The organism is Streptomyces formicae (assembly GCF_002556545.1).
GTDB lineage: Bacteria > Actinomycetota > Actinomycetes > Streptomycetales > Streptomycetaceae > Streptomyces > Streptomyces formicae_A.
This window is the reverse complement of sequence record NZ_CP022685.1, coordinates 5,631,144-5,653,117: the sequence shown is the minus strand read 5'-3', so window position 1 is coordinate 5,653,117 and position 21,974 is coordinate 5,631,144. Positions and strand designations below refer to the sequence as shown.

The 21,974-nt window shown below is 71.1% G+C and carries 19 protein-coding genes; 7 read left to right on the top strand and 12 right to left on the bottom strand.

The features are described 5' to 3' along the window. Positions 1-73 precede the first annotated feature (73 nt). The gene (locus tag KY5_RS24730; protein ID WP_098244281.1) at positions 74-2,188 is read right to left on the bottom strand and encodes a serine/threonine-protein kinase; all 2,115 of its coding nucleotides are present in this window, start codon (positions 2,186-2,188) and stop codon (positions 74-76) included. A gap of 513 nt (positions 2,189-2,701) precedes the next feature. Further along, the gene (locus tag KY5_RS24725) at positions 2,702-4,411 is read right to left on the bottom strand and encodes a glycerol-3-phosphate dehydrogenase/oxidase (RefSeq protein WP_098244280.1); all 1,710 of its coding nucleotides are present in this window, start codon (positions 4,409-4,411) and stop codon (positions 2,702-2,704) included. A 227-nt stretch (positions 4,412-4,638) separates the two neighbouring features. On the opposite strand from KY5_RS24725, the gene KY5_RS24720 reads away from it, so the two are divergent. Continuing rightward, complete coding sequence (locus KY5_RS24720) at positions 4,639-5,892, top strand: nucleotide sugar dehydrogenase (protein WP_098244279.1); 1,254 nt, start codon at positions 4,639-4,641, stop codon at positions 5,890-5,892. A 78-nt stretch (positions 5,893-5,970) separates the two neighbouring features. On the opposite strand, the gene KY5_RS24715 is transcribed toward KY5_RS24720, so the two are convergent. The 4 genes from KY5_RS24715 to KY5_RS24700 all read right to left on the bottom strand — a co-directional run bounded on the left by KY5_RS24715 (position 5,971) and on the right by KY5_RS24700 (position 10,299). Further along, positions 5,971-7,095 carry a GuaB3 family IMP dehydrogenase-related protein gene (locus KY5_RS24715; RefSeq protein WP_098244278.1) on the bottom strand — a complete coding sequence of 375 codons (1,125 nt, stop codon included), beginning with the start codon at positions 7,093-7,095 and terminating at the stop codon, positions 5,971-5,973. 112 nt (positions 7,096-7,207) lie between these two features. Beyond that, positions 7,208-8,716: an IMP dehydrogenase gene (guaB, locus tag KY5_RS24710; protein ID WP_098244277.1), complete on the bottom strand. Its 1,509-nt coding sequence runs from the start codon at positions 8,714-8,716 to the stop codon at positions 7,208-7,210. 129 nt (positions 8,717-8,845) lie between these two features. Continuing rightward, positions 8,846-9,421 (bottom strand): sigma-70 family RNA polymerase sigma factor, encoded by a 576-nt coding sequence (locus tag KY5_RS24705; protein WP_055549856.1) that lies wholly within the window; start codon positions 9,419-9,421, stop codon positions 8,846-8,848. A gap of 266 nt (positions 9,422-9,687) precedes the next feature. Beyond that, positions 9,688-10,299: a response regulator transcription factor gene (locus KY5_RS24700; protein ID WP_003948568.1), complete on the bottom strand. Its 612-nt coding sequence runs from the start codon at positions 10,297-10,299 to the stop codon at positions 9,688-9,690. A gap of 389 nt (positions 10,300-10,688) precedes the next feature. Between KY5_RS24700 and KY5_RS24695 the strand changes: the two genes are divergently transcribed. After that, positions 10,689-11,012 carry a WhiB family transcriptional regulator gene (locus KY5_RS24695; RefSeq protein WP_098244276.1) on the top strand — a complete coding sequence of 108 codons (324 nt, stop codon included), beginning with the start codon at positions 10,689-10,691 and terminating at the stop codon, positions 11,010-11,012. A gap of 61 nt (positions 11,013-11,073) precedes the next feature. Here the strand turns inward: KY5_RS24695 and KY5_RS24690 are convergent, their stop codons facing one another. Next, entirely contained in the window at positions 11,074-11,970 is an 897-nt protein-coding gene (locus KY5_RS24690; protein ID WP_098244275.1) for a LysR family transcriptional regulator, read from the bottom strand. A gap of 81 nt (positions 11,971-12,051) precedes the next feature. On the opposite strand from KY5_RS24690, the gene KY5_RS24685 reads away from it, so the two are divergent. Both KY5_RS24685 and KY5_RS24680 read left to right on the top strand, forming a co-directional pair. Continuing rightward, on the top strand, positions 12,052-12,729 hold the full coding sequence (locus tag KY5_RS24685) for an MOSC domain-containing protein (RefSeq protein ID WP_098244274.1): 678 nt from the start codon (positions 12,052-12,054) through the stop codon (positions 12,727-12,729). 33 nt (positions 12,730-12,762) lie between these two features. Further along, positions 12,763-13,536: an SDR family NAD(P)-dependent oxidoreductase gene (locus KY5_RS24680; protein WP_098244273.1), complete on the top strand. Its 774-nt coding sequence runs from the start codon at positions 12,763-12,765 to the stop codon at positions 13,534-13,536. 280 nt (positions 13,537-13,816) lie between these two features. Here the strand turns inward: KY5_RS24680 and groL are convergent, their stop codons facing one another. From groL to KY5_RS24660, 3 genes are all read right to left on the bottom strand, one after another. Next, positions 13,817-15,445, bottom strand: a complete 1,629-nt coding sequence (gene groL, locus KY5_RS24675) for a chaperonin GroEL (protein WP_098244272.1) — start codon at positions 15,443-15,445, stop codon at positions 13,817-13,819. A 144-nt stretch (positions 15,446-15,589) separates the two neighbouring features. Continuing rightward, entirely contained in the window at positions 15,590-15,898 is a 309-nt protein-coding gene (groES, locus tag KY5_RS24670; protein WP_016434667.1) for a co-chaperone GroES, read from the bottom strand. A gap of 506 nt (positions 15,899-16,404) precedes the next feature. Beyond that, positions 16,405-17,331, bottom strand: a complete 927-nt coding sequence (locus KY5_RS24660) for a polysaccharide deacetylase family protein (RefSeq protein WP_098244270.1) — start codon at positions 17,329-17,331, stop codon at positions 16,405-16,407. 82 nt (positions 17,332-17,413) lie between these two features. On the opposite strand from KY5_RS24660, the gene KY5_RS24655 reads away from it, so the two are divergent. After that, positions 17,414-18,649, top strand: coding sequence for a THUMP-like domain-containing protein (locus tag KY5_RS24655; RefSeq protein ID WP_098244269.1), 1,236 nt, complete (start codon positions 17,414-17,416; stop codon positions 18,647-18,649). 144 nt (positions 18,650-18,793) lie between these two features. Here KY5_RS24655 and KY5_RS24650 read toward each other — a convergent pair whose 3' ends face one another. Next, positions 18,794-20,047 (bottom strand): RNA polymerase sigma factor, encoded by a 1,254-nt coding sequence (locus KY5_RS24650; protein WP_098244268.1) that lies wholly within the window; start codon positions 20,045-20,047, stop codon positions 18,794-18,796. A gap of 108 nt (positions 20,048-20,155) precedes the next feature. Then, positions 20,156-20,509 (bottom strand): YciI family protein, encoded by a 354-nt coding sequence (locus tag KY5_RS24645; RefSeq protein ID WP_098244267.1) that lies wholly within the window; start codon positions 20,507-20,509, stop codon positions 20,156-20,158. A 392-nt stretch (positions 20,510-20,901) separates the two neighbouring features. Here KY5_RS24645 and KY5_RS24635 point away from each other — a divergent pair, with 392 nt between their 5' ends. Together KY5_RS24635 and KY5_RS24630 are read left to right on the top strand one after the other, a co-directional pair. Beyond that, positions 20,902-21,336, top strand: coding sequence for a hypothetical protein (locus tag KY5_RS24635; protein ID WP_324964135.1), 435 nt, complete (start codon positions 20,902-20,904; stop codon positions 21,334-21,336). 38 nt (positions 21,337-21,374) lie between these two features. Continuing rightward, positions 21,375-21,971, top strand: a complete 597-nt coding sequence (locus KY5_RS24630) for a class I SAM-dependent methyltransferase (RefSeq protein ID WP_098244266.1) — start codon at positions 21,375-21,377, stop codon at positions 21,969-21,971. Positions 21,972-21,974: the final 3 nt, after the last annotated feature.

The window sequence follows — 21,974 nt, the reverse complement described above, 5'->3', positions numbered from 1 at the left end:
TTGCGGCGGCGTACGGTCCGCAAGCACTCACGATACGTGCCCTACGCGAACCGCAATGAGGGGATAGGAGATCTCAGGACTTCGGCTCGAACGTCTGCGTGAGGGTCCGCCAGGCGCTCTTGCGCTCCGCGCTCCCCCAGTCGTCGGCCTTGGCCGTGTACATCATTCCGTAGCCCAGCCCGCCGTTGACGACGAAGCCCCGGTCTATCGACCGGTACTTGGTGCCGCCGTCGACATAGGTGAATTCCCAGTCAGCCGTGTTCCAGTCCCGGTAATCCGCCTTCTCTATGCGGATCCGGTGGTACTGGGAGCGCACCATGTAGTTCTCCTGGCTCTTCCAGTCGGCCACCGGGTTGTCCTTGGGAGTGGTGGTCCAACCGACGAGCAGCTTCTGCCCGTTCGGCCCGGTGAAGCGTGCGCCCGCGCTGCCCGTGGACTGGTACTTCCAGCCCTTGGGCAGTCCTATGGAGAAGCCTTGGCCGTGCTTGTACGTCGACGCGGCCCCGTCACCGGGCTTCTTGTCCTTGCCCTTGTCCTTGTTCTTGTCCTTGGCGTCGCCCTTGCCCGGGTCGTCGCCCTTGTCCGCTTCCTCGCCCTTGCCCGAGTCCGCGCCGGTGCCCTTGCCGTCGCCGGAGCCCTCGCCCTTGCCGGACTCCTTCTCGGACTCCTTGGCCCCGCCACCGGCGGTCGCCCCGCTGGATGCGGCCTTGTCGCCGCCCTTGCTGTCCTTGCCGGACGAGCCCTTGTCGTCGCCCCCGAGCGCGAAGGCGAGCACCGTCCCGAGGACCGCGAGCACGGCGACCACGGACACGATCACCAGGGTCCTGCGCGGCACCACATCGGTGAGCGACGCCTTGACCGGCGCCCGAGGCGGCGTGCCCGGCTGCGGCGACCCGGCGGCCCCGGCCGCACCAGCGCCCGCGCCCCGCGCGGTGGCCGAGGCGGCGGCCTTGCGGGCCGACCGCAGGGCACCCTTCAGCCGGTCGGCGGCCTCCTCGGCCTTGCGCCCGCCGAGCGTCCCGGAGGAACCGGCGGAACCGGCGGACTGAGCCTGAGGCGCAGAAGGCACAGAAGGCGCAGAAGAAGGAGCAGCGGGGGGAACGGGAGGTACGGAAGGAGTAGCAGGCGCAGCAGGAACGGCAGGCGCAGCCGCGGAGGAAGCGGCGGCAGCACCGGCGGAACCCGATGCTCCGAGCCCCTTCTTCCCAAGACCTCGGCCCGGCCCCTTACCCGAGCCCTTGCCGAGGACCTTCTTGCCAAGACCCTTCTTGCCCGGAACGGGCGGCAGCGGCACCACCTTGGTCGCCTCGACCGGCTCGGGCTCCGCCTTGGGCTCCGGCGCGTGGATCACGTCCATCAGGAGCGCCCGCGCCCCCACGTCGTCGAGCCGCTGCTCCGGGTCCTTGGCGAGCAGGCCGTAGATGACCTTCTCCAACGGCCCGGCGTTCACCGGCTGTTCCACGTCCTCGGTCATCACCGCGGTGAGGGTCGCGATCGCCGATCCCTTGTCATACGGCGGCACGCCCTCCACCGCCGCGTACAACAGACCACCGAGCGACCACATGTCGGCCGCGGGTCCCGGCTTGTGCCCGCGCGCCCGCTCCGGCGAGATGTACGACGGCGCGCCGACGAGCATGCCGGTGGACGTGATCGACGGGTCGCCCTCGACCTGCGCGATGCCGAAGTCGGTCAGGACGACCCGGCCGTCCTCGGCGATCAGCACGTTCGACGGCTTCACGTCACGGTGCAGGATTCCCTCGCGGTGCGCGGAGCGCAGGACGTCGAGCACGGCGAGCCCGACCTCGGCCGCCCGACGCGGCGTCAGAAGGCCGTCCTCGCGGATCGCCTCCGCCAGCGACTTGCCCTCGACCAACTCCATCACGATCCACGGCCGGTCGTCCTCGTCGACCACGTCGTAGACGGTCACGGCGCTGGTGTTGCGGATCCGCGCGATCGCCTTGGCCTCGCGCAGCGTCCGCGTGATGAGGCGCCGCTTCTCCTCCTCGTCGATGCTCGAGGGGAACCGCAGCTCCTTCACCGCGACCGTACGGCCGAGCGTCTCGTCCTTGGCACGCCACACAGTGCCCATGCCACCGCGGCCGAGCACCTCTCCCAGCCGGTACCGGCCGGCGAGGAGACGTTCGCTCTTGTCCCGACGGGCCTCACCCGTCTGCTCCGCGTCCGACATGCGTCCCCTCTGCTGCTACCGCTGCTACCCGCGCAACCCGCCCTGACAGAGCCTTCATTGTCCCTTACTCAAGGACCGCTCCGCGCCCAGGGTCCACCGTCCCTCATGAAGGGCCGCGGACAAGGAGGGGGCCGCCGTACCGAAACCGCGCACGCGGTCGGCCGTCCTCCTCGCGGGGGCCCTCATCAGCGGGACGGCCAACCCGCCGGGGCCCGCGAATCCGGCCGTGGACGCCACTCTTCCGCTGCTCACCGGCCGAAGCAAGGCCCCGCCCCTCTGCCCGCCGACCGGCGAGGCAGCCGAACTCCCCCTGGCCGTGCGCCGCTCCCGGCGCCCGGGGCCGTCCAGGCCGTCACACCGGCCACGGGCGTCGGGAACGCCGCACGTCGGCGTGGCGCGCCCGGCGGCCGCGCCGCGCGCGTCCTTCTCCCGCGCGGGCCCCGCCGCCGCCCCGCGCCGATCACGTCAGGGTGGGCAGCATCACCCGGACCCTCAGAACCTGACCTCCGAGCGCTAGTTGAGCGGCACGATGTCCGGCGCGCCGAGCCGCGCCGCGTCCGCGGTCAGGTCGTCCGGCTGCCGCTGCGACTCGCGCTCGGCCTCCACCCGCTTCTCGTAGTGCTGGACCTCCCGCTCGATCTGGTCCTTGTCCCAGCCCAGGACGGGCGCCATCAGTTCGGCGCACTCGCGGGCGCTGCGCGTGCCCCGGTCGAAGGTCTCGATCGAGATGCGCGTGCGCCGCGTCAGCACGTCGTCCAGGTGCCTCGCGCCCTCGTGCGAGGCCGCGTACACCACCTCGGCGCGCAGATAGTCGTCCGCGCCCTGCAGCACCGCGCCGAGCGTGGGGTCGGCGGTCACCAGGTCGAGCACTTCCTCGGCCAGCGAGCCGTACCGGTTCAACAGGTGCTCCACACGCACCACATGAAGGCCCGTCCGCGCGGCGATCCTGGCGCGCGCGTTCCACATCGCCTTGTAGCCCTCGGCGCCGACCAGCGGGACGTCCTCCGTGACGCAGTCGGCGACGCGCTGGTCCAGGCCGTGCACCGCCTCGTCCACGGCGTCCTTGGCCATCACGCGGTACGTCGTGTACTTGCCGCCCGCGACGACCACGAGACCGGGGGCCGGATGCGCGACCGTGTGCTCGCGCGACAGCTTGCTCGTGGCGTCCGACTCCCCGGCGAGCAGCGGCCGCAGCCCCGCGTACACCCCCTGGACGTCGTCCCGCGAGAGCGGCACCGCGAGCACCGAGTTCACGTGCTCGAGGAGATAGTCGATGTCGGCGCTGGACGCGGCCGGATGCGCCTTGTCGAGGTCCCAGTCCGTGTCGGTCGTGCCCACGATCCAGTGCCGCCCCCACGGGATGACGAACAGGACGCTCTTCTCGGTCCGCAGGATCAGGCCGGTCGTGGAGTTGATCCGGTCCTTGGGCACCACGAGGTGGATGCCCTTGGACGCCCTGACGTGGAACTGTCCCCGCTCGCCGACCATGGCCTGCGTGTCGTCCGTCCACACGCCGGTGGCGTTCACGATCTGCTTGGCCCTGATCTCGTACTCCCCGCCGCCTTCCACGTCCTGCACGCGGGCGCCGACCACGCGCTCGCCCTCGCGCAGGAAGCCGGTGACCTTGGCCCGGTTGGCGACCTTCGCGCCGTACGCCGCCGCCGTGCGCACCAGCGTGGCCACGTAGCGGGCGTCGTCCATCTGCGCGTCGTAGTACTGCATCGCCCCGACCAGGGCGTCCTTCTTCAGGCAGGGGGCGACGCGCAGCGCGTGACGCCGGGTCAGGTGGCGGTGGGTGGGCAGACCCCTGCCGTGTCCGCGCGACATCGACATGGCGTCGTAGAGCGCGACGCCCGATCCCGCGTACAACCGCTCCCAGCCCTTGTGCTGCAAGGGGTAGAGGAACGGCACCGGCTTCACCAGGTGCGGGGCGAGCCGCTCCAGGAGGAGCCCGCGCTCCTTCAACGCCTCCCGCACGAGCGCGAAGTCGAGCATCTCCAGATAGCGCAGGCCGCCGTGGATCAGCTTGCTCGACCGGCTCGACGTGCCGGACGCCCAGTCCCTGGCCTCGACCAGGCCGGTGGACAGGCCGCGGGTGACCGCGTCGAGTGCCGTCCCCGCACCGACCACCCCCGCGCCCACGACCAGGACGTCCAGCTCCCGGTCGGCCATTCCCGCAAGTGACTCGGCACGCTCCGCCGGCCCCAGTGTCGCTGTCCTCACTGCTGCCTCCCGTTGCGATCGGGTGTGGTCGGACTCACATCATGCCCAGATTTCGGCCGCGCCCGCTGATCGCCGCCGCGGCCTGTGGACAACACTCCGGACTCCGGAGCCAGGCAATGCCGCATATCGGTCATATTTACTCCTAGTCTGACATTGCGCTGGTCCGCCTTGTCCACAGGGCTTGCGCACTCGTCCCGGTCCGGCTATTGGGAGGACGGCCCACCGCCATGCCCGCAGATCTCGCTGTCATCGGTCTCGGCCACCTCGGCCTGCCCCTCGCCCAGGCCGCCGTCGCCGCCCGCATCGCGACCATCGGCTACGACCCCGCCCGCGCCGCCGACCTGGCGGGCGGCAGACTGCCCTGCGACGGCGCCGAGGGCACCCTCACCGCGGCCGACGTCCGCCGGATGCTCTCGGGGGGCTTCCGGCCGACCACCAACCCGGTCGAGCTCGGCCGGGTCCGTACCGCGGTCATCTGCGCGCCCACACCGGCGGCCGCGGACCGCTCGCTCGACCTGACCCAGGTGGCCGAGGCCGCCAGGTCCCTGGCCGCACGGCTGCGCCCGCACACCACGGTGATCCTCGAGTCTCCCGCCTACCCAGGGACCACCGAGGAATTCCTGCGCCCCATCCTCGAACAGGGGTCGGGCCTGCGGGCGGGCCGCGACTTCCACCTCGCGTACTCCCCGGGACGCCTCGACCCGGGCAACCGGCTGCACGGCTACGCGGGCACCCCCAAGGTCATCGGCGGCCTCACCCCGGCCTGCACGGAGTCGGCCGCCGCCTTCTACGGCCGCCTCACCGACAAGGTCGTCCGCGCGCGCGGCCCCCGCGAGGCCGAGACCGTGCACCTCCTGGAGACCAACTACCGGCACGTGAACATGGCCCTGGTCAACGAGATGGCGGTGCTCTGCCACGACCTGGGCATCGACCTGTGGGACGTCATCCGCTGCGCGGAGACCAAGCCGTTCGGCTTCCAGGCGTTCCGTCCGGGGCCCGGCGTCGGCGGCCACGGCGTCCCCCTGGACATCCCCGCCCCCTCCCGCGGCGCCCGCCCCCTGCGCATGGTCGAACTGGCCCAGCAGGTCAACGACCGCATGCCCCAGTACGTCATCCAGCGCTCGGCGACCCTGCTCAACGAACACGGCAAGTCCGCCCGCGGCGCCCGCGTCCTGCTCCTGGGCGTCACCTACAAGCCCGACCTCGCCGACCAGCAGGGCGCCCCCGCCCAGGAGGTGGCGACGCGCCTCATGGAGATGGGCGCGGCCGTCAGCTACCACGACCCCTACGTCCCCAACTGGAGCATCCTCGGCCGTCCGGTGCCGCGCGCCGACTCCCTCTACGAGGCGGCCGCCGACGCCGACCTCACGATCCTGCTCCAGCACCACCGCACGTACGACCTCCAGGGGCTCGCGGTGAAGGCCCAACTCCTGCTCGACACGAGGGGCGCGACTCCGGCGGGCGCCGCCCACCGCCTGTGAGGACGCGAAAGGGCCCCGGTACGCACGCGTACCGGGGCCCTTCGTAGACCCGCGTCCAGAAACCGGACCCTCAGATCGTCACCGCTTGTGCTGCGAGTCCGCGACGGTCACCTCGACGCGCTGGAACTCCTTGAGCTCGCTGTAGCCCGTGGTCGCCATCGCGCGGCGCAGCGCTCCGAAGAAGTTCATCGAGCCGTCCGGGATGTGCGAGGGCCCGGTGAGGATCTCCTCGGTCGTACCGACCGTGCCCAGGTCGACCTTCTTGCCGCGCGGCACGTCCTCGTGGACGGCCTCCATGCCCCAGTGGTGGCCCTTGCCGGGCGCGTCCGTGGCGCGGGCCAGCGGGGAGCCCATCATCACGGAGTCGGCGCCGCACGCGATGGCCTTGGGCAGGTCGCCGGACCAGCCCACGCCGCCGTCGGCGATGACGTGCACGTAACGGCCGCCGGACTCGTCCATGTAGTCACGGCGGGCGGCCGCGACGTCGGCGACGGCGGTGGCCATCGGCACCTGGATGCCGAGCACGTTGCGCGTGGTGTGCGCGGCGCCGCCGCCGAAGCCGACCAGGACGCCCGCGGCGCCGGTGCGCATCAGGTGCAGGGCGGCGGTGTACGTGGCGCAGCCGCCGACGATGACCGGGACGTCGAGCTCGTAGATGAACTGCTTCAGGTTCAGCGGCTCGGCGGCGCCGGAGACGTGCTCGGCGGAGACCGTGGTGCCGCGGATCACGAAGATGTCGACGCCCGCGTCCACGACGGCCTTGGAGAACTCGGCGGTGCGCTGCGGGGAGAGCGCGGCGGCGGTGACGACACCGGAGTCGCGCACCTCCTTGATGCGCTGCCCGATGAGGTCGGCCTTGATCGGCGCGGAGTAGATCTCCTGGAGCCGACGGGTCGCGTTCTCCGCGTCCAGCTCGGCGATCTCGTCGAGCAGCGGCTGCGGGTCCTCGTGCCGCGTCCACAGGCCCTCGAGGTTCAGCACGCCGAGGCCGCCGAGCTCACCGATCCGGATGGCGGTCGCGGGCGAGACGACCGAGTCCATGGGGGCGGCCAGGAAGGGCAGCTCGAAGCGGTAGGCGTCGATCTGCCACGCGATCGAGACCTCCTTCGGGTCGCGGGTGCGCCGGCTCGGTACGACGGCGATGTCGTCGAACGCGTACGCGCGGCGGCCGCGCTTGCCGCGCCCGATCTCGATCTCAGTCACGTTGTGGGGCCTTTCCCTCTTGGTCTGCCTGTCCAGTATCCCCGACACACGTGGAAGGGGCGGCCCCGGATGACCGGGGCCGCCCCTTCCACGCGCGCGTGGAGCCGGGAGGCTACTTGCTACGGCTGTAGTTCGGCGCCTCGACCGTCATCTGGATGTCGTGCGGGTGGCTCTCCTTGAGGCCCGCGGACGTGATGCGTACGAAACGGCCGTTGGCCTGGAGGTCGGGGACGGTGCGTCCGCCGACGTAGAACATCGACTGGCGCAGGCCGCCCACCAGCTGGTGCACGACGGCCGCGAGCGGGCCGCGGTAGGGCACCTGCCCCTCGATGCCCTCGGGAACCAGCTTCTCGTCGGAGGCGACGCCCTCCTGGAAGTAGCGGTCCTTGGAGAAGGACTTCTGCTCGCCGCGGGTCTGCATGGCGCCCAGCGAACCCATGCCGCGGTACGACTTGAACTGCTTGCCGTTGATGAACATCAGCTCACCCGGGGACTCCTCGCAGCCGGCGAGCAGCGAGCCCAGCATGACCGTGTCCGCACCGGCGACGAGCGCCTTGGCGATGTCTCCGGAGTACTGCAGGCCACCGTCGCCGATGACCGGGACACCGGCCTCCTTGGCGGCGAGCGACGCTTCGTAGATGGCCGTTACCTGCGGTACGCCGATACCGGCGACGACACGCGTCGTGCAGATGGAGCCGGGTCCCACGCCGACCTTGATGCCGTCGACACCGGCGTCGATCAGGGACTGCGCGCCGTCGCGCGTGGCGATGTTGCCGCCGATGACGTCGACGCCGGGGGCGTCGGACTTGATCTTGGCGACCATGTCGCCGACCAAGCGGGAGTGGCCGTGCGCGGTGTCGACGACGATGAAGTCGACGCCAGCGGCGACCAGCGCCTGGGCGCGCTCGAACGCGTCACCCGCGACGCCGACGGCGGCGCCCACGAGGAGGCGGCCCTCCGTGTCCTTGGCGGCGTTCGGGTACTTCTCGGCCTTCACGAAGTCCTTGACCGTGATGAGGCCCTTGAGGATGCCCGCGTCGTCGACCAGCGGAAGCTTCTCGATCTTGTGGCGGCGCAGCAGCTCCATGGCGTCCACGCCGGAGATGCCGACCTTGCCGGTGACCAGCGGCATCGGCGTCATGACCTCGCGCACCTGGCGCGAGCGGTCCGACTCGAAGGCCATGTCACGGTTGGTGACGATGCCGAGCAGCTTGCCCGCCGGGTCGGTCACCGGGACGCCGCTGATGCGGAACTTCGCGCAGATCGCGTCGGCCTCGGCCAGCGTCGCGTCCGGGTGCACCGTGATCGGGTCGGTGACCATGCCGGACTCGGAGCGCTTCACCAGGTCGACCTGGTTGGCCTGGTCGGCGATGGAGAGGTTGCGGTGCAGCACGCCGACGCCACCCTGCCGCGCCATGGCGATCGCCATGCGGGACTCGGTGACCTTGTCCATCGCGGCCGACAGCAGCGGGACGTTCACTCGCACGTTCTTCGAGATGAGCGAGGAAGTGTCGATCTGGTCGGGCGCCATGTCCGACGCGCCCGGCAGCAGCAGCACGTCGTCGTAGGTCAGCCCGAGCGTCGCGAATTTATCGGGCACTCCGTCGACGTTTGCAGTCATGACACCTTCCCCAAATGGCCTTGATCGGTGCGGATGTCCATGCTAACGGGATCCGAGGGTGTCTCATTCCACGATCAAGATCATCGGCAAGCTTTGTACGTTCCTACGTCGCACACCCATGCGGCGCGGCTACTGCTCGGCCAGCGCCCGCAGCCGACTCAGCGCCCGGTGCTGGGCCACGCGGACCGCCCCGGGTGACATCCCCAACATCTGCCCGGTCTCCTCCGCGGTGAGCCCGACGGCGATCCTGAGCAGCAGCAGCTCCCGCTGGTTCTCCGGGAGGTTGGCCATGAGCTTCTTGGCCCACTCCGCGTCGCTGCTGAGCAGGGCGCGCTCCTCGGGACCGAGCGAGTCGTCGGGCCGCTCCGGCATCTCGTCGGAGGGCACCGCGGTCGATCCGGGATGGCGCATCGCGGCACGCTGCAGGTCGGCCACCTTGTGCGCGGCGATCGCGAAGACGAACGCCTCGAAGGGACGCCCCGTGTCCTTGTAGCGCGGCAGCGCGAGCAGCACGGCGACGCAGACTTCCTGCGCCAGGTCCTCCACGAAGTGCCGCGCGTCACCCGGCAGCCGGGAGAGCCGCGTACGGCAGTAACGCAGCGCGAGAGGGTGCACGTGCGCCAGGAGATCGTGCGTGGCCTGCTCGTCACCCTCGACCGCGCGAAGGACGAGGGCACCGATCACCGTCGTCTTGTCATCGCGCATCGGTCCATGGTGCCTTGACGGCGACTGTTCCGTGGCACCGCGTCCGTAGTTGTGCACTGAAGCGTTATGAGCAGGCGCGCCGGAAGTCATCTCCTGCGCCCTCCCCTCCCGCTCGATCGACTCGTCCCCGAGGAACTCCACACCTCAAGGATGCGGCATCGGCGGCGAAGCGCCAGCAATCGCTCCCGACGCGGGGTGCGACGAGCATCCGTCACCCCGCCCACCACGCGGCGGGCGGGGATCGCCGTGCCCCCGCGGCGACACACTTAGCGGACCAGGCCCCAGCGGAAACCGAGCGCCACGGCGTGCGCGCGGTCCGAGGCGCCGAGCTTCTTGAAGAGCCGCCTCGCGTGCGTCTTCACGGTGTCCTCGGAGAGGAAGAGCTCGCGCCCGATCTCCGCGTTGGAGCGGCCGTGGCTCATGCCTTCGAGCACCTGGATCTCGCGCGCGGTGAGCGTGGGCGCGGCGCCCATCTCGGCCGAGCGCAGTCTGCGCGGGGCGAGCCGCCAGGTCGGATCGGCGAGCGCCTGGGTCACCGTCGCCCGCAGTTCGGCGCGCGAGGCGTCCTTGTGTAGATAGCCGCGGGCACCGGCGGCGACCGCGAGCGCGACCCCGTCCAGGTCCTCGGCGACGGTGAGCATGATGATGCGCGCACCGGGGTCGGCGGACAGCAGCCGCCGGACGGTCTCCACGCCGCCCAGACCGGGCATGCGTACGTCCATCAGAATCAGGTCCGAGCGGTCGGCACCCCAGCGGCGGAGGACTTCCTCGCCGTTGGCTGCCGTCGTCACACGCTCGACACCGGGCACGGTCGCGACCGCGCGGCGGAGCGCCTCTCGGGCAAGCGGGGAGTCGTCGCAGACGAGGACGGATGTCATGACTGTCCTCCGCGGCTCTCACAGCTGCTGCGCGTCACCTTGAGCCTCCAGGCTGGTACATATTCGTCACCTGTGCGGTTGACGCTCTCGGACACCTGCCCGAGCGCTTGTTCTTTCAACCGCCTCGCACTCTCAACGACGGTCACCCGAAAGAGTTACGGGGCGATCGGCCACCTTCGGCACTCTACGTGAGGGCGCGGACACAGCGCAGACAGCGCAAGAGACCCTCAACCTTTCATCACAAGCTATGCCCCATTTAGCGCCTTTTCTTCCCTTTTCCTGGTGTCTATGGCTAGATTCGCAATGAGTCATATTTTCATCTCCTTAGACAGTAGATGTACGGTCATGGGCACCGTATCCGCGTCAGAACGGCTTCAAGGGGACCAGCAATGGCAGATTTCTCCCGCCTTCCCGGACCGAACGCAGATCTGTGGGACTGGCAGCTCCTCGCGGCCTGCCGCGGGGTCGACAGCTCGCTCTTCTTCCACCCGGAGGGCGAGCGGGGCGCGGCGCGCAGCGCACGCGAGAACTCCGCCAAGGAGGTCTGCATGCGATGCCCGGTGCGCGCGGAGTGCGCCGCGCACGCACTCGCGGTGCGCGAGCCCTACGGCGTGTGGGGCGGACTGACCGAGGACGAGCGCGAGGAGCTCATGGGGCGCGCCCGCAACCGCCTCGTCACGGCGTCGGCCGCGGCGGCCGCGTCACACCACTGAAGGAACGTTTCCCCTAGCGCGTACGGGCAGGGCACGACCATGTCCGCGTACGTACGGAAGATCAGCGGGCGGCAGCCCGCGCCAGGTGGTCCAGAGTGGCGGCGACGGCCGGCACCTGGGCCAGATCAGGCAGCGTGAGCGCGACGATCTCGCGCTGCACGGCCGGCTCGACCGTCACGGTGCGGGCACCCTTGGGGCGCACCGACTCGATGGCGAGCTCGGGCAGCACCGCGACCCCGAGGCCCGCGCCGACCAGGCCGATCACGGCCGGGTAGTCGTCGGTCGCGAAGTCGATGCGGGGCACGAAGCCCGCACCCTCGCAGACCTCCACCAACTGCCTGCGGCAGCGCGGACAGCCCGCGATCCACGACTCGTCGGCGAACTCACCGATGGTGACCGACGCGGCGGCGGCGAGTCGGTGCCCCTCGGGCACGAGCCCGACGAGCCGGTCCGCGAGCAGCGGTCGTACGACGAGGTCGTCCCACTCCTCGGCGGCGGTCGCCCCCTCGTACCGGAAGGCGAGGGCCACGTCGCAGTCGCCCTCGCGCAGCATCTCCACGGAGCGCGGCGGCTCGGCCTCCACGAGGGAGACGCGGGTGCCCGGGTGAGCGGCGCGCAGGGCGGCGAGGGCGCCCGGCACGAGCGTGGAACTGCCGCTGGGGAAGGAGACGAGCCGGACCCGGCCCGCGCGCAGGCCCGCGATGGCGGCGACCTCCTCCTCCGCGGCGGTGAGCCCGGCGAGGATGCCCGTGGCATGCCTGACCAGGGCTTCTCCGGCCTGCGTCAGACGCATCTCGCGGCCGGTGCGGATGAGGAGCGGGGTGCCCGCCGAGGATTCGAGTGCCTTCATCTGCTGGCTCACGGCCGGCTGGGTGCAGCCGAGCTCGCGCGCCGCCGCCGAGAAGGAGCCGGTGGCGGACACGGCTCGCAGGACACGGAGATGACGGGCCTCGATCATGCTTCGAGCATAAGCGACGCTTGGACTTGTCGCGAAATATTGCATCGCGACTTTGGGGCGGCCTCGCCTAGCCTGCCTGTCATGAAGCTGCTCTCCGTAAACCTGGGCCGCCGCACGGCCGTCGAGTACACCGATTCCTCCGACGGCCTCACCGGCATCGACAAGCAACCGACGGACGACGCCGTCCTGGTGACGGCGCCGGGGGTGAAGGGCGTCGGCGGCAGCGGCCTCGCGGGCGACGAGATCGGCAACCTGCGCCACCACGGCGGGCACGACCAGGCGGTGTACGTCTTCGCGCGCGAGGACCTCGACGTCTGGCAGGACCTCCTCGGGCGCCCGCTGGCCAACGGCGGCTTCGGCGAGAACCTCACGACGTCCGGGATCGACGTGAGCGGCGCGCGGATCGGCGAGCGCTGGCGGATCGGCTCGGGGCCGCTGCTCGAAGTGTCGGGCAGCCGCATTCCCTGCCGTACGTTCCAGGGGCACCTGAACGAGAAGGGGTGGGTGAAGCGGTTCACCCAGCACGGTGTGCCCGGGGCGTATCTGCGGGTGATCGAGCCGGGCGAGATCCGGGCGGGCGACCCGGTCGAGATCGCGCACCGGCCCGCGCACGACGTCACCGTCGCCCTGCACTTCCGTGCCGTCACGACGGAGCGGTCGCTGCTGCCGCGGATGCTCGCGGCCGGAGACGCGCTGCACCCCGAGACGGTGGCGAACGCGCGCGAGTACGTCGAGAAGTACGGCGCACCGGACGCGTGACGTCGCGGTCCTCGGGATCACTAGCCTTGGGCCATGACTACGGCTCTGATTACGGGATCGACCGCCGGTATCGGCGCCGCCTTCGCGCGGCGGCTCGCGGCTGACGGGCACAACCTCGTCCTGGTGGCACGCGACACCAAGCGGCTGCGGGAGCAGGCGACCGAGCTGCACGACCGGCACGGCATCGAGGCGGAGGTGCTGACCGCGGACCTCGCCACGGACAAGGGCATCGAGACCGTCGAGGAGCGTCTCTCACGCCCCAGGGAACCCGTCGACCTGCTGATCAACAATGCCGGTTTCGGCAACAAGGGCAAGTACCTGGACGTCCCGATGAGCGACGAGCTGACCATGCTCAAGGTGCACTGCGAGGCGGTGCTGCGGCTGACGTCGTCGGCGGTGGAGTCGATGCGCAAGCGCGGCAGGGGCGGGGTGGTGAACGTCGCCTCGGTGGCGGCGTTCGTGCCGCGCGGCACGTACGGCGCGTCCAAGGCGTGGGTCGTGCAGTTCACCCAGGGCGCGGCGAAGGACCTGACGGGGTCGGGGGTGCGGCTGATGGCGCTGTGCCCCGGGCTGGTGCGGACCGAGTTCCACGAGCGCGCCGGGATGGGCACGTCCAACATCCCGAACTGGATGTGGCTCGACGCGGACAAACTGGTCGCCGCGGCCCTCGCCGACCTCGCCCGTGGCAAGTCCCTGTCCATCCCCGACCCGCGCTACAAGGCGCTGATGGGCATCGCGAAGGTGACGCCGAGGTCGTTGCTCGGTGGGGTGACGTCGCGCACTGGGCGCAAGTACGGGCCTCGGTAGGTCTGCGAGGGCGTTTCGGGGGTGCGTCTGCCGGGTTGCTGTCCGTCGCCGACCGCGGGTTTCGTCGTGGCCGATCGCGCAGTTCCCCGCGCCCCTAAACGCGCGTCTCCCGGACGGGGCGCCCCGTAAGGGGCGCGGGGAACTGCGCGAGGACGGACCACGATCCGCGGTCGGCGACGGCGAGCAACCCGGCAGACGAGCATCCGTAAATACCGAGGCCCGGCGCCCCCAAGCAGGGGGCACCGGGCCTCAGTTCAGCTACGCGCCAGCGTCAGGCGGGTCAGTGCGAGTGACCGTGCCCGTGGCCCGCGCCGGCGTCCGCCTCTTCCTCGGCCGGCTTCTCGACGACCAGCGTCTCGGTCGTGAGGAGCAGCGACGCGATGGACGCGGCGTTCTCCAGGGCGGAGCGGGTGACCTTGACCGGGTCGAGGAGACCGGCCTTGACCAGGTCGCCGTACTCGCCGGTCGCGGCGTTGAAGCCGAAGCCCTTGTCGAGCTCGGCGACCTTCGAGGTGATGACGTAGCCCTCGAGGCCCGCGTTCTCGGCGATCCAGCGCAGCGGCTCGACCGCGGCGCGGCGGACGACGGCGACACCGGTGGCCTCGTCGCCCTCCTTGCCGAGGTTGCCCTCGAGTACCTTGACGGCGTGCACCAGAGCGGAGCCACCACCGGAGACGATGCCCTCCTCGACCGCGGCGCGGGTCGCGGAGATGGCGTCCTCCAGACGGTGCTTCTTCTCCTTGAGCTCCACCTCGGTGGCGGCGCCGACCTTGATCACGCACACGCCGCCGGCCAGCTTCGCGAGGCGCTCCTGGAGCTTCTCGCGGTCCCAGTCGGAGTCCGTGGCGTCGATCTCGGCCTTGATCTGGGAGACGCGGCCCTCGACGTCGGCCTTGTTGCCGCCGCCGTCGACGATGGTCGTGTCGTCCTTGGTGATCGTGACGCGACGGGCGGTGCCCAGCACGTCGAGACCGACCTGGTCGATCTTGAGGCCGACCTCTTCGGCGATGACGGTGCCGCCGGTGAGGGTGGCGATGTCACCGAGCATGGCCTTGCGGCGGTCGCCGAAGCCGGGAGCCTTCACCGCGACGGCGTTGAAGGTGCCGCGGATCTTGTTCACGACCAGGGTCGAAAGGGCCTCGCCCTCGACGTCCTCGGCGATGATCAGGAGCGGCTTCGAGGCGTTGGCCTGGATGACCTTCTCGAGCAGCGGCAGGAGGTCCTGGATGGAGGAGATCTTGCCCTGGTGGATCAGGATGTACGGGTCGTCGAGGACGGCCTCCATACGCTCCTGGTCGGACACCATGTACGGCGACAGGTAGCCCTTGTCGAAGGCCATGCCCTCGGTGAAGTCGAGCTCCAGGCCGAAGGTGTTGGACTCCTCGACGGTGATGACACCGTCCTTGCCGACCTTGTCCATCGCCTCGGCGATGAGCTCGCCGACCTGCGGGTCCTGGGCCGACAGACCGGCGACGGCCGCGATGTCGGCCTTGTCGTCGATCGGACGGGCGGTGGCGAGGAGCTCCTCGGAGACGGCCGCGACGGCGGCGTCGATGCCCTTCTTCAGGGCGGCCGGGGAGGCACCGGCGGCGACGTTGCGCAGGCCCTCCTTGACCAGGGCCTGGGCGAGCACGGTGGCGGTGGTGGTGCCGTCACCCGCGATGTCGTTGGTCTTGGTCGCCACCTCCTTCACCAGCTGGGCGCCGAGGTTCTCGTACGGGTCCTCGACCTCGACCTCACGGGCGATGGTGACGCCGTCGTTGGTGATGGTCGGGGCGCCGAACTTCTTGTCGATGACGACGTTGCGGCCGCGGGGGCCGATCGTCACCTTCACCGTGTCGGCAAGCTTGTTGACGCCGCGCTCAAGGGCGCGACGGGCGTCCTCGTCGAACTTCAGGATCTTCGCCATGGGAGCGATTCAGCCCTCTCGAAAACTCAGGGGGTCCGGGGGGCTCCCCCGGAACGTTCAGCAACGAACTACGCCCCTCGCCGCCCGGCATCAGCGGGGTGACCAGGGGCGCAGCTCAAAGCAATGCTTCTGCTTCGGGGTGAACTACTTCTCGACGATCGCGAGCACGTCGCGAGCCGAGAGGACGAGGTACTCCTCGCCGTTGTACTTCACCTCGGTGCCGCCGTACTTGCTGTACAGCACGATGTCGCCGGTCTTCACGTCGAGCGGCAGGCGCTCGCCGTTCTCGAAGCGGCCCGGGCCCACGGCCAGGACGACGCCCTCCTGGGGCTTCTCCTTGGCGGTGTCCGGAATGACCAGGCCGGAGGCCGTGGTCTGCTCGGCGTCGAGCGGCTGGACCACGATGCGGTCCTCGAGCGGCTTGATGGCAACCTTGGAGCTTGCGGTCGTCACGATCCGGTCTCCCCCTTCGGAGATCTACGGGGTTAACAGTCTGGGGTGGCGACCAGGTGGATCCGTCGTCGCGGGTGCCGGACCTGCCCGTCGCTGTTGGCACTCTCCAGCGGGGAGTGCCAGAAGCGAGACTAGGACGGGGATTAGCACTCGGTCAAGCGGAGTGCCAATCGACTGCGTCGGGCTTCAGCGGGGCTTGGAGTGGTGCCCCCTGTCGTCGCAACGCTTCTTGGGGGGCGGGGGCTCCTTGTCGGCGACTTCTTGGTGCCCCGGTTTCGCCGGGTCTGCAGGTGAGGCTGTGCCCACCCGTTCCGCCTTGCGGAACGCCTGCCCACAGCTGGGACCGGCTTGCCCCGGTTTGCGTTGGGGCATCTTCTGGGCCGCCTTTCTGCCCAGTCGCTCGATCGGGTCCACCGATTCCGCGCACCCCGTGAGCAGTGCGGGCGCGAGCACTCCGCACAGGAGGGCCCCGGCGAGGAGGCGGCGACGCGCTCGCGCCCGGGGGGTCACAGGTAGTCCTCCAGCCTGGCCACCGCGTACCCCTTGTCCGTGACCGTCTTCATGACCTTGCGGACCATGTCGGGCATCGTGCCCTTCCAGTCGGCGCGGCCCCGGAAGTGCGTGAGGATGATGTCGCCGGGATGCAGGTCCCGGTCCCACTCGCGCCACTCCATGTGGTCGGCGAACGCCTCCGACGCCCACAGGGGCACCGCCTTGATGCCACAGGACTTGGCGGCGCGCAGGGAGTCCTGGTTGTAGTTGCCGTACGGCGGGCGGAAGAGTTCGGGCCGTTTGCCGTAGTGCTTCGTGATGACGTCCTGCATGCCGCAGATCTCGCGGCGCTGCGCCTCGTAGGAGAGCCCTGGCAGGTAGCGGTGGTTGAGGGTGTGGTTGTTCAGGGTGATGCCGCGGGACTGCATCTTGCCGAAGTACGCGTAGTCCTCCTTGACCAGGTAGTCGCTGAGGAAGGCGGTGTACGGGAGCTTCAGGTCGCTCATCATCCGCAGCAGCGCCGGGTCCTTCTCGGCGCCGTCGTCGATGGTCAGGAAGACGACCTTCTCCTTGGTCGGGATCGTCGTGAAGACGGGCGGCAGGCTCGACTGGCCCTTCACCTCGAAGCCCTTGCGGGTGGTGAGGCGCGGCTTGACCGCGGGGGCGGGGGGCGCCGCGAGCGGGGTCTTCGCCAGGCCCCACCGCTTGGCCGCGGCGACCCGCGCGGCCTGGGCAGCGCCGAGCCGCTGGGCGTAGGAGTCGAGGGCGCGGGCGGGCGGCGCCTGGAGCGGCTGCTGGCCGTGGGCCGGTTCGACGGTGTCGGATTCGCCCCCGACGGCGCAGCCCGACGCGATCGCGACGACCGTGATCACCGCGGCGGCGGCTCTCGCCTGATTCTTCCGTCTTCTGGCGGATTCTTCCGTTTGTCGTACTAGTTGCATGGCGCCGGATCCTCGCAGCTCAAGGCCCTGATGAAGGGCCGACACCGCCACCGGCCGCGCACCATCCACCGACTGGCCCACAATGGGGCAGGTGAACGACCCGAACACGCCGAGCGGCCACGAGACCGACCTCGGCGACCCCCTCGCCGCCTTCGCCGCCCTGCACACCGAAGCGGGCCGAGCCCTGCTCGACGAGGTGCGGGACGTGGCGCCCGCGCAGGAGCTCGCCGCCGCGACCCGGCTGCGCCGCGAACACCCCGCCGCGCTGGTCTCCACCGCGCTCGCGCAGGCGCGCCTGCGGCAGCGGGCCGTGGCGAAGTTCGGCGCCGAGGACGCGGCCCGGATGTTCTTCACGCCCGACGGGGTCGAGCAGTCCACGCGCGCCTCCGTCGCCGCGCATCGCGCCGAGAGCTTCACGTCGCTGGGCGTACGGTCCCTGGCCGACCTCTGCTGCGGCATCGGCGGCGACGCGATCGCCCTCGCGCGGGCCGGGATCTCCGTGCTCGCCGTCGACCGCTCCCCGCTGACCTGCGCCGTCGCCCGCGCCAACGCCGAGGCGCTGGGGCTCGCCGAGCTGATCGAGGTGCGCGAGGCGGACGTCACCGAGGTCGACACGTCGTCGTACGACGCGGTGTTCGTGGACCCCGCGCGCAGGGGCGGACGCGGCCGGATCTTCGACCCCGAGGCGTACTCACCGCCGCTGTCCTGGGCGGTCGCCGCCGCGCTCAAGGCGCCGCGTGCCGCGCTGAAGATCGCGCCGGGCATCCCGCACGAGGCGGTCCCCGCCGAGGCCGCCGCGGAGTGGATCTCGGACGGCGGCGACGTGAAGGAGGCGGTGCTGTGGTTCGGCACGGACTCCCCCGCCTCGCACCGCGCGACCCTGCTGCCCGGCGGCGCCAGCCTGTGGTCCTCGCTCGACGCGATGCTGCCCGACCCCGAAGTGCGCCCCGTGGGGCGTTACTTGTACGAGCCGGACGGCGCGGTCATCCGCGCGCACCTGGTGGCGGAGGTGGCCGCGCGGGTCGAGGGCGGCCTGATCGACGAGACCATCGCGTACGTCACCTCCGACGAGCTGCACCCGACCCCGTACGCGGTGGCGTACGAGATCACCGACCAACTCCCCTTCGGCGTGAAGAAGTTGAAGGCCCTGCTGCGGGAGCGGGAGGTCGGCGTCCTGACCGTGAAGAAGCGCGGCTCGGCGGTGGAACCGGAGGAGCTGCGCCGCAAGGTGAAGCCGCAGGGAAAGAACGCGGCAACGGTCTTCCTGACCCGGGTGGCAGGCGCCCCGACGATGCTGATCGGCCACCCGGCCCGTTAGGGGCGCGCGCCCTGTAAGGGGCGGCGCCCCGTAAGGGGCGCGGGGCTGTGACACATGCGGCTCCGCCGCGCGGGCGCGCGACCGGGCCCCGTAAGGGGCGCGGGGAACTGCGCGACCAGCCACGGCGAGCCCGCAGCGAAGGGGTCAGCAGTCGGCAGCCCGAGTAAGAAGCAGTTCCCGCTCCCGCCCGTTGCGGGCCAACGACGCCGCTCGCTCGAACTCCGCGCGAGCCTCGGCCGACCGGCCGAGCCGGGCAAGCAAGTCGCCCCGCACACTGGGCAGCAAGTGATAGCCCTTCAGCGCGGGTTCATCGGCCAGCGCGTCAACAAGCACAAGCCCCGCCTCAGGCCCCTCGGCCCGAGAAACCGCCACCGCCCGGTTCAACTCGACCACCGGCGAGGGAACCCGGGCGGCGAGCAGCCCATAGAGCGCGGCGATCTGCTGCCAGTCCGTCTCCTCGTACGTATGCGCGTGGGCGTGACACGCGGCGATCGCGGCCTGCAAGGCATACGGCCCCAAGGCCCCCGCGGCCACGGCCTGCGCCCGGGCCAGCGCGGCGAACCCCCGCCGGATCAGCATCTGGTTCCAGCGGGCCCTGCTCTGGTCCGCGAGGAGCACCGGTTCGCCCGCAGGGCCCGTCCGCGCCGCCGAGCGGGACGCCTGGAGCTCCAACAGGGCCGCCAGGCCGTGCACTTCGGACTCCTTGGGCATCAGCCCCGCGAGCACCCTGGCGAGCCGCAGCGCGTCCTCGCACAGCGCGGGCCGCAGCCAGTCGTCGCCCGCCGTGGCGGCGTACCCCTCGTTGAAGATGAGGTAGATGACTTCGAGGACGGAGCCGAGGCGGTCCTCCCTGTCGGGCCCGTACGGGACCTCGAAGGCGACGCCCTTCGTGGCGAGGGTGCGCTTGGCCCGTACGATGCGCTGCGCCACGGTCGGCTCCGGCGTGAGCATCGCGCGCGCGATCTCCGCGGTGGTCAGGCCGCCGAGCAGCCGCAGGGTCAGCGCCACCCTGGCCTCGGCGGAGAGCACCGGGTGGCAGGCGGTGAAGACGAGGCGCAGGAGGTCGTCGTCGATGGCGTCGGGGTCGGCGGGCTCGTCGACGTGCGGCGGCGCGCTCTCCAGGTCGCGGCCGACCTCGGCGAGCTTGCGGGCGTAGCGCTCGCGGCGGCGGACCAGATCGATGGCGCGGCGCTTGGCGGCGGTCATGAGCCAGGCGCCCGGGTTGTCGGGGACACCCTGCTCGGGCCACTGTTCGAGGGCGGCCACCAGGGCGTCCTGGGCCAGTTCCTCGGCGATGCCGACGTCCCGCACGATGCGTGCGACGCCCGCGATGAGGCGCGGCGTCTCCATGCGGAAGACGGTCTCGATGGCCTGGCGGGGGTGCTCGTCCGACGCCATGGGGCGGGGGTGCTCCGTGGAATGGCTCACGGCGATCCATCAGAGCACCCCGTCACGACGCCCGCAAAGGCACGGCCCCGCTCGACGACTCAGCCCCTGATCAAGGACTCATCCCTCGATCTCGCGAACCTCCGCCGTGATCGTCCAGTAGTCCTCGTGGGTCTTGAGGAACCGCTTGGTCCACTCGACCGCCTCCGCCATGTCCTTGGCCTGGCAGATCGAGTAGCCCCCGACGACCTCCTTGGTCTCGGTGAACGGACCGTCGGTGGTGGACAGTTCGCCCTTGTCCCAGGTGACGCGGGTGCCCTCGGAGGTCGGCCGCAGCCCCGCGGTGTCGAGCATCACCCCGGCCTTGGTGATCTCTTCGAGCAGCGCGCCCATGCGCTCCTGGAGCTCGGGGCTCGGTCCATCCGCGGGGGCGTTCTTCTCGTCGATGCGGATCATCGTCAGATAGCGCGGCATGGTGGTCTCCCATCGGGTGGTGGCGGGGGCTTCTCCTCGCCTCTCACCCCTGCGTCGAACGGGAGACGCCCGTTTCGACATCGTCGCCGAGATTCTTCGAAGTTTCTTCGCGGGCGTACGTTTCCGCAGGTCGCGCGGGTGTTGAGGCGGGCGCCCGACGGCCGTGCAGCACCGCCGTCGCCAGCGCGGCCGCCGCCAGGAGCCCGGCGGACACCGCGAAGGCCGTCGCGTGCCCCTCGGCGAGGGAGGCCCGGCCCCTCCCCGCCCCCGTGGCGACCCGCGGAGAAGAAGCGCCGCGTCGGCCGCCCCCGCCGCGTCGACACGGAGACGATCGCCGCGACGGCCCGCCGGATCCTGGCGGAGGAGGGCGTCGCGGCGCTGAGCATCTCCTGATGCTCACGCTCTCCGGCACCGCGGCGACGACCCCGCGCCCCGAGCTGCCCGCCGAACCGCGCGAGCGCCTCCTCGCCGTCGCCCTGCACATGCACGACACGCTCGCGCGGCTGCCCTGGGTGGTCGAGGAGATCGTCGGCGCGGAGGGAGGCGACTGCGGACTCGCCCCCGCCGACGCCGTCCGCGCCTACCGGACCATCTGGCACCGCGTCTACGGAGACCTGGCCTTCCGCCACGCAATGCGACGCCGCGCCGAGGAGCCCGAGCGCAAGCGGTACTTCCCCGACATGCTCACGGAGGCCGACGCGGACGAGCTCCCCCACCTCGCGGCGCTCGCGGGACGCTGGGAAGAGCTGACGGTGAACTACGCCACGGAACGCCAACTGGGCGCGGTCATCGACGGGTTGCTGAGCCGGGCGGAACGCCCGCGCTGATTCCCGGTGGCCCGGGTCCGTGTGTCAGGCTCACCCGCATGCCCTTCGACCACAACGACCACTACCACCGGCTGCTCCTGCGCGAGCTGCCCCCGCACGGCCGCACCGCCCTCGACATCGGCTGCGGAACCGGCCGCTTCGCCCGGCGCCTCGCGGACCGCGGCTACGAGGTCGACGCGCTCGACCCGTCGGCGGAGGTCATCGCCGAGGCGGAGGCGGCCGGGGGCGGGCCCCGGTACCGGCAGGCCGACGTGACCGCGCTGGACCTCCCCGCGGGCCACTACGACGTCATCAGCTGCCTGGCGAGCCTGCACCACCTGCCGTTCGACACGCTCACGCGCCTGCGCGCCGCCCTCGCGCCCGGCGGCACCCTGCTCGTGCTCGGCTGTTACGCGGGAATGACCCCGTGGGACGTCGTGGCGTCCCCGGCCAACGCGGTGGCCAGGGTGGCGGTGTACGCGACCGAGCGCCTGCGCGGCACGTACGCGCCCCCGCTCAAGCCGCCCGTGAAAGAGCCGGACATGAGGCTCCCGCAGATCCGCGCCGAGGCCGCCCGCCTCCTGCCCGGCAGCCGCCTGCGCCACCTGCTCTTCTGGCGCTACCTGTTGACGTACCGCAGGCCGCTGGAGAACTGACCT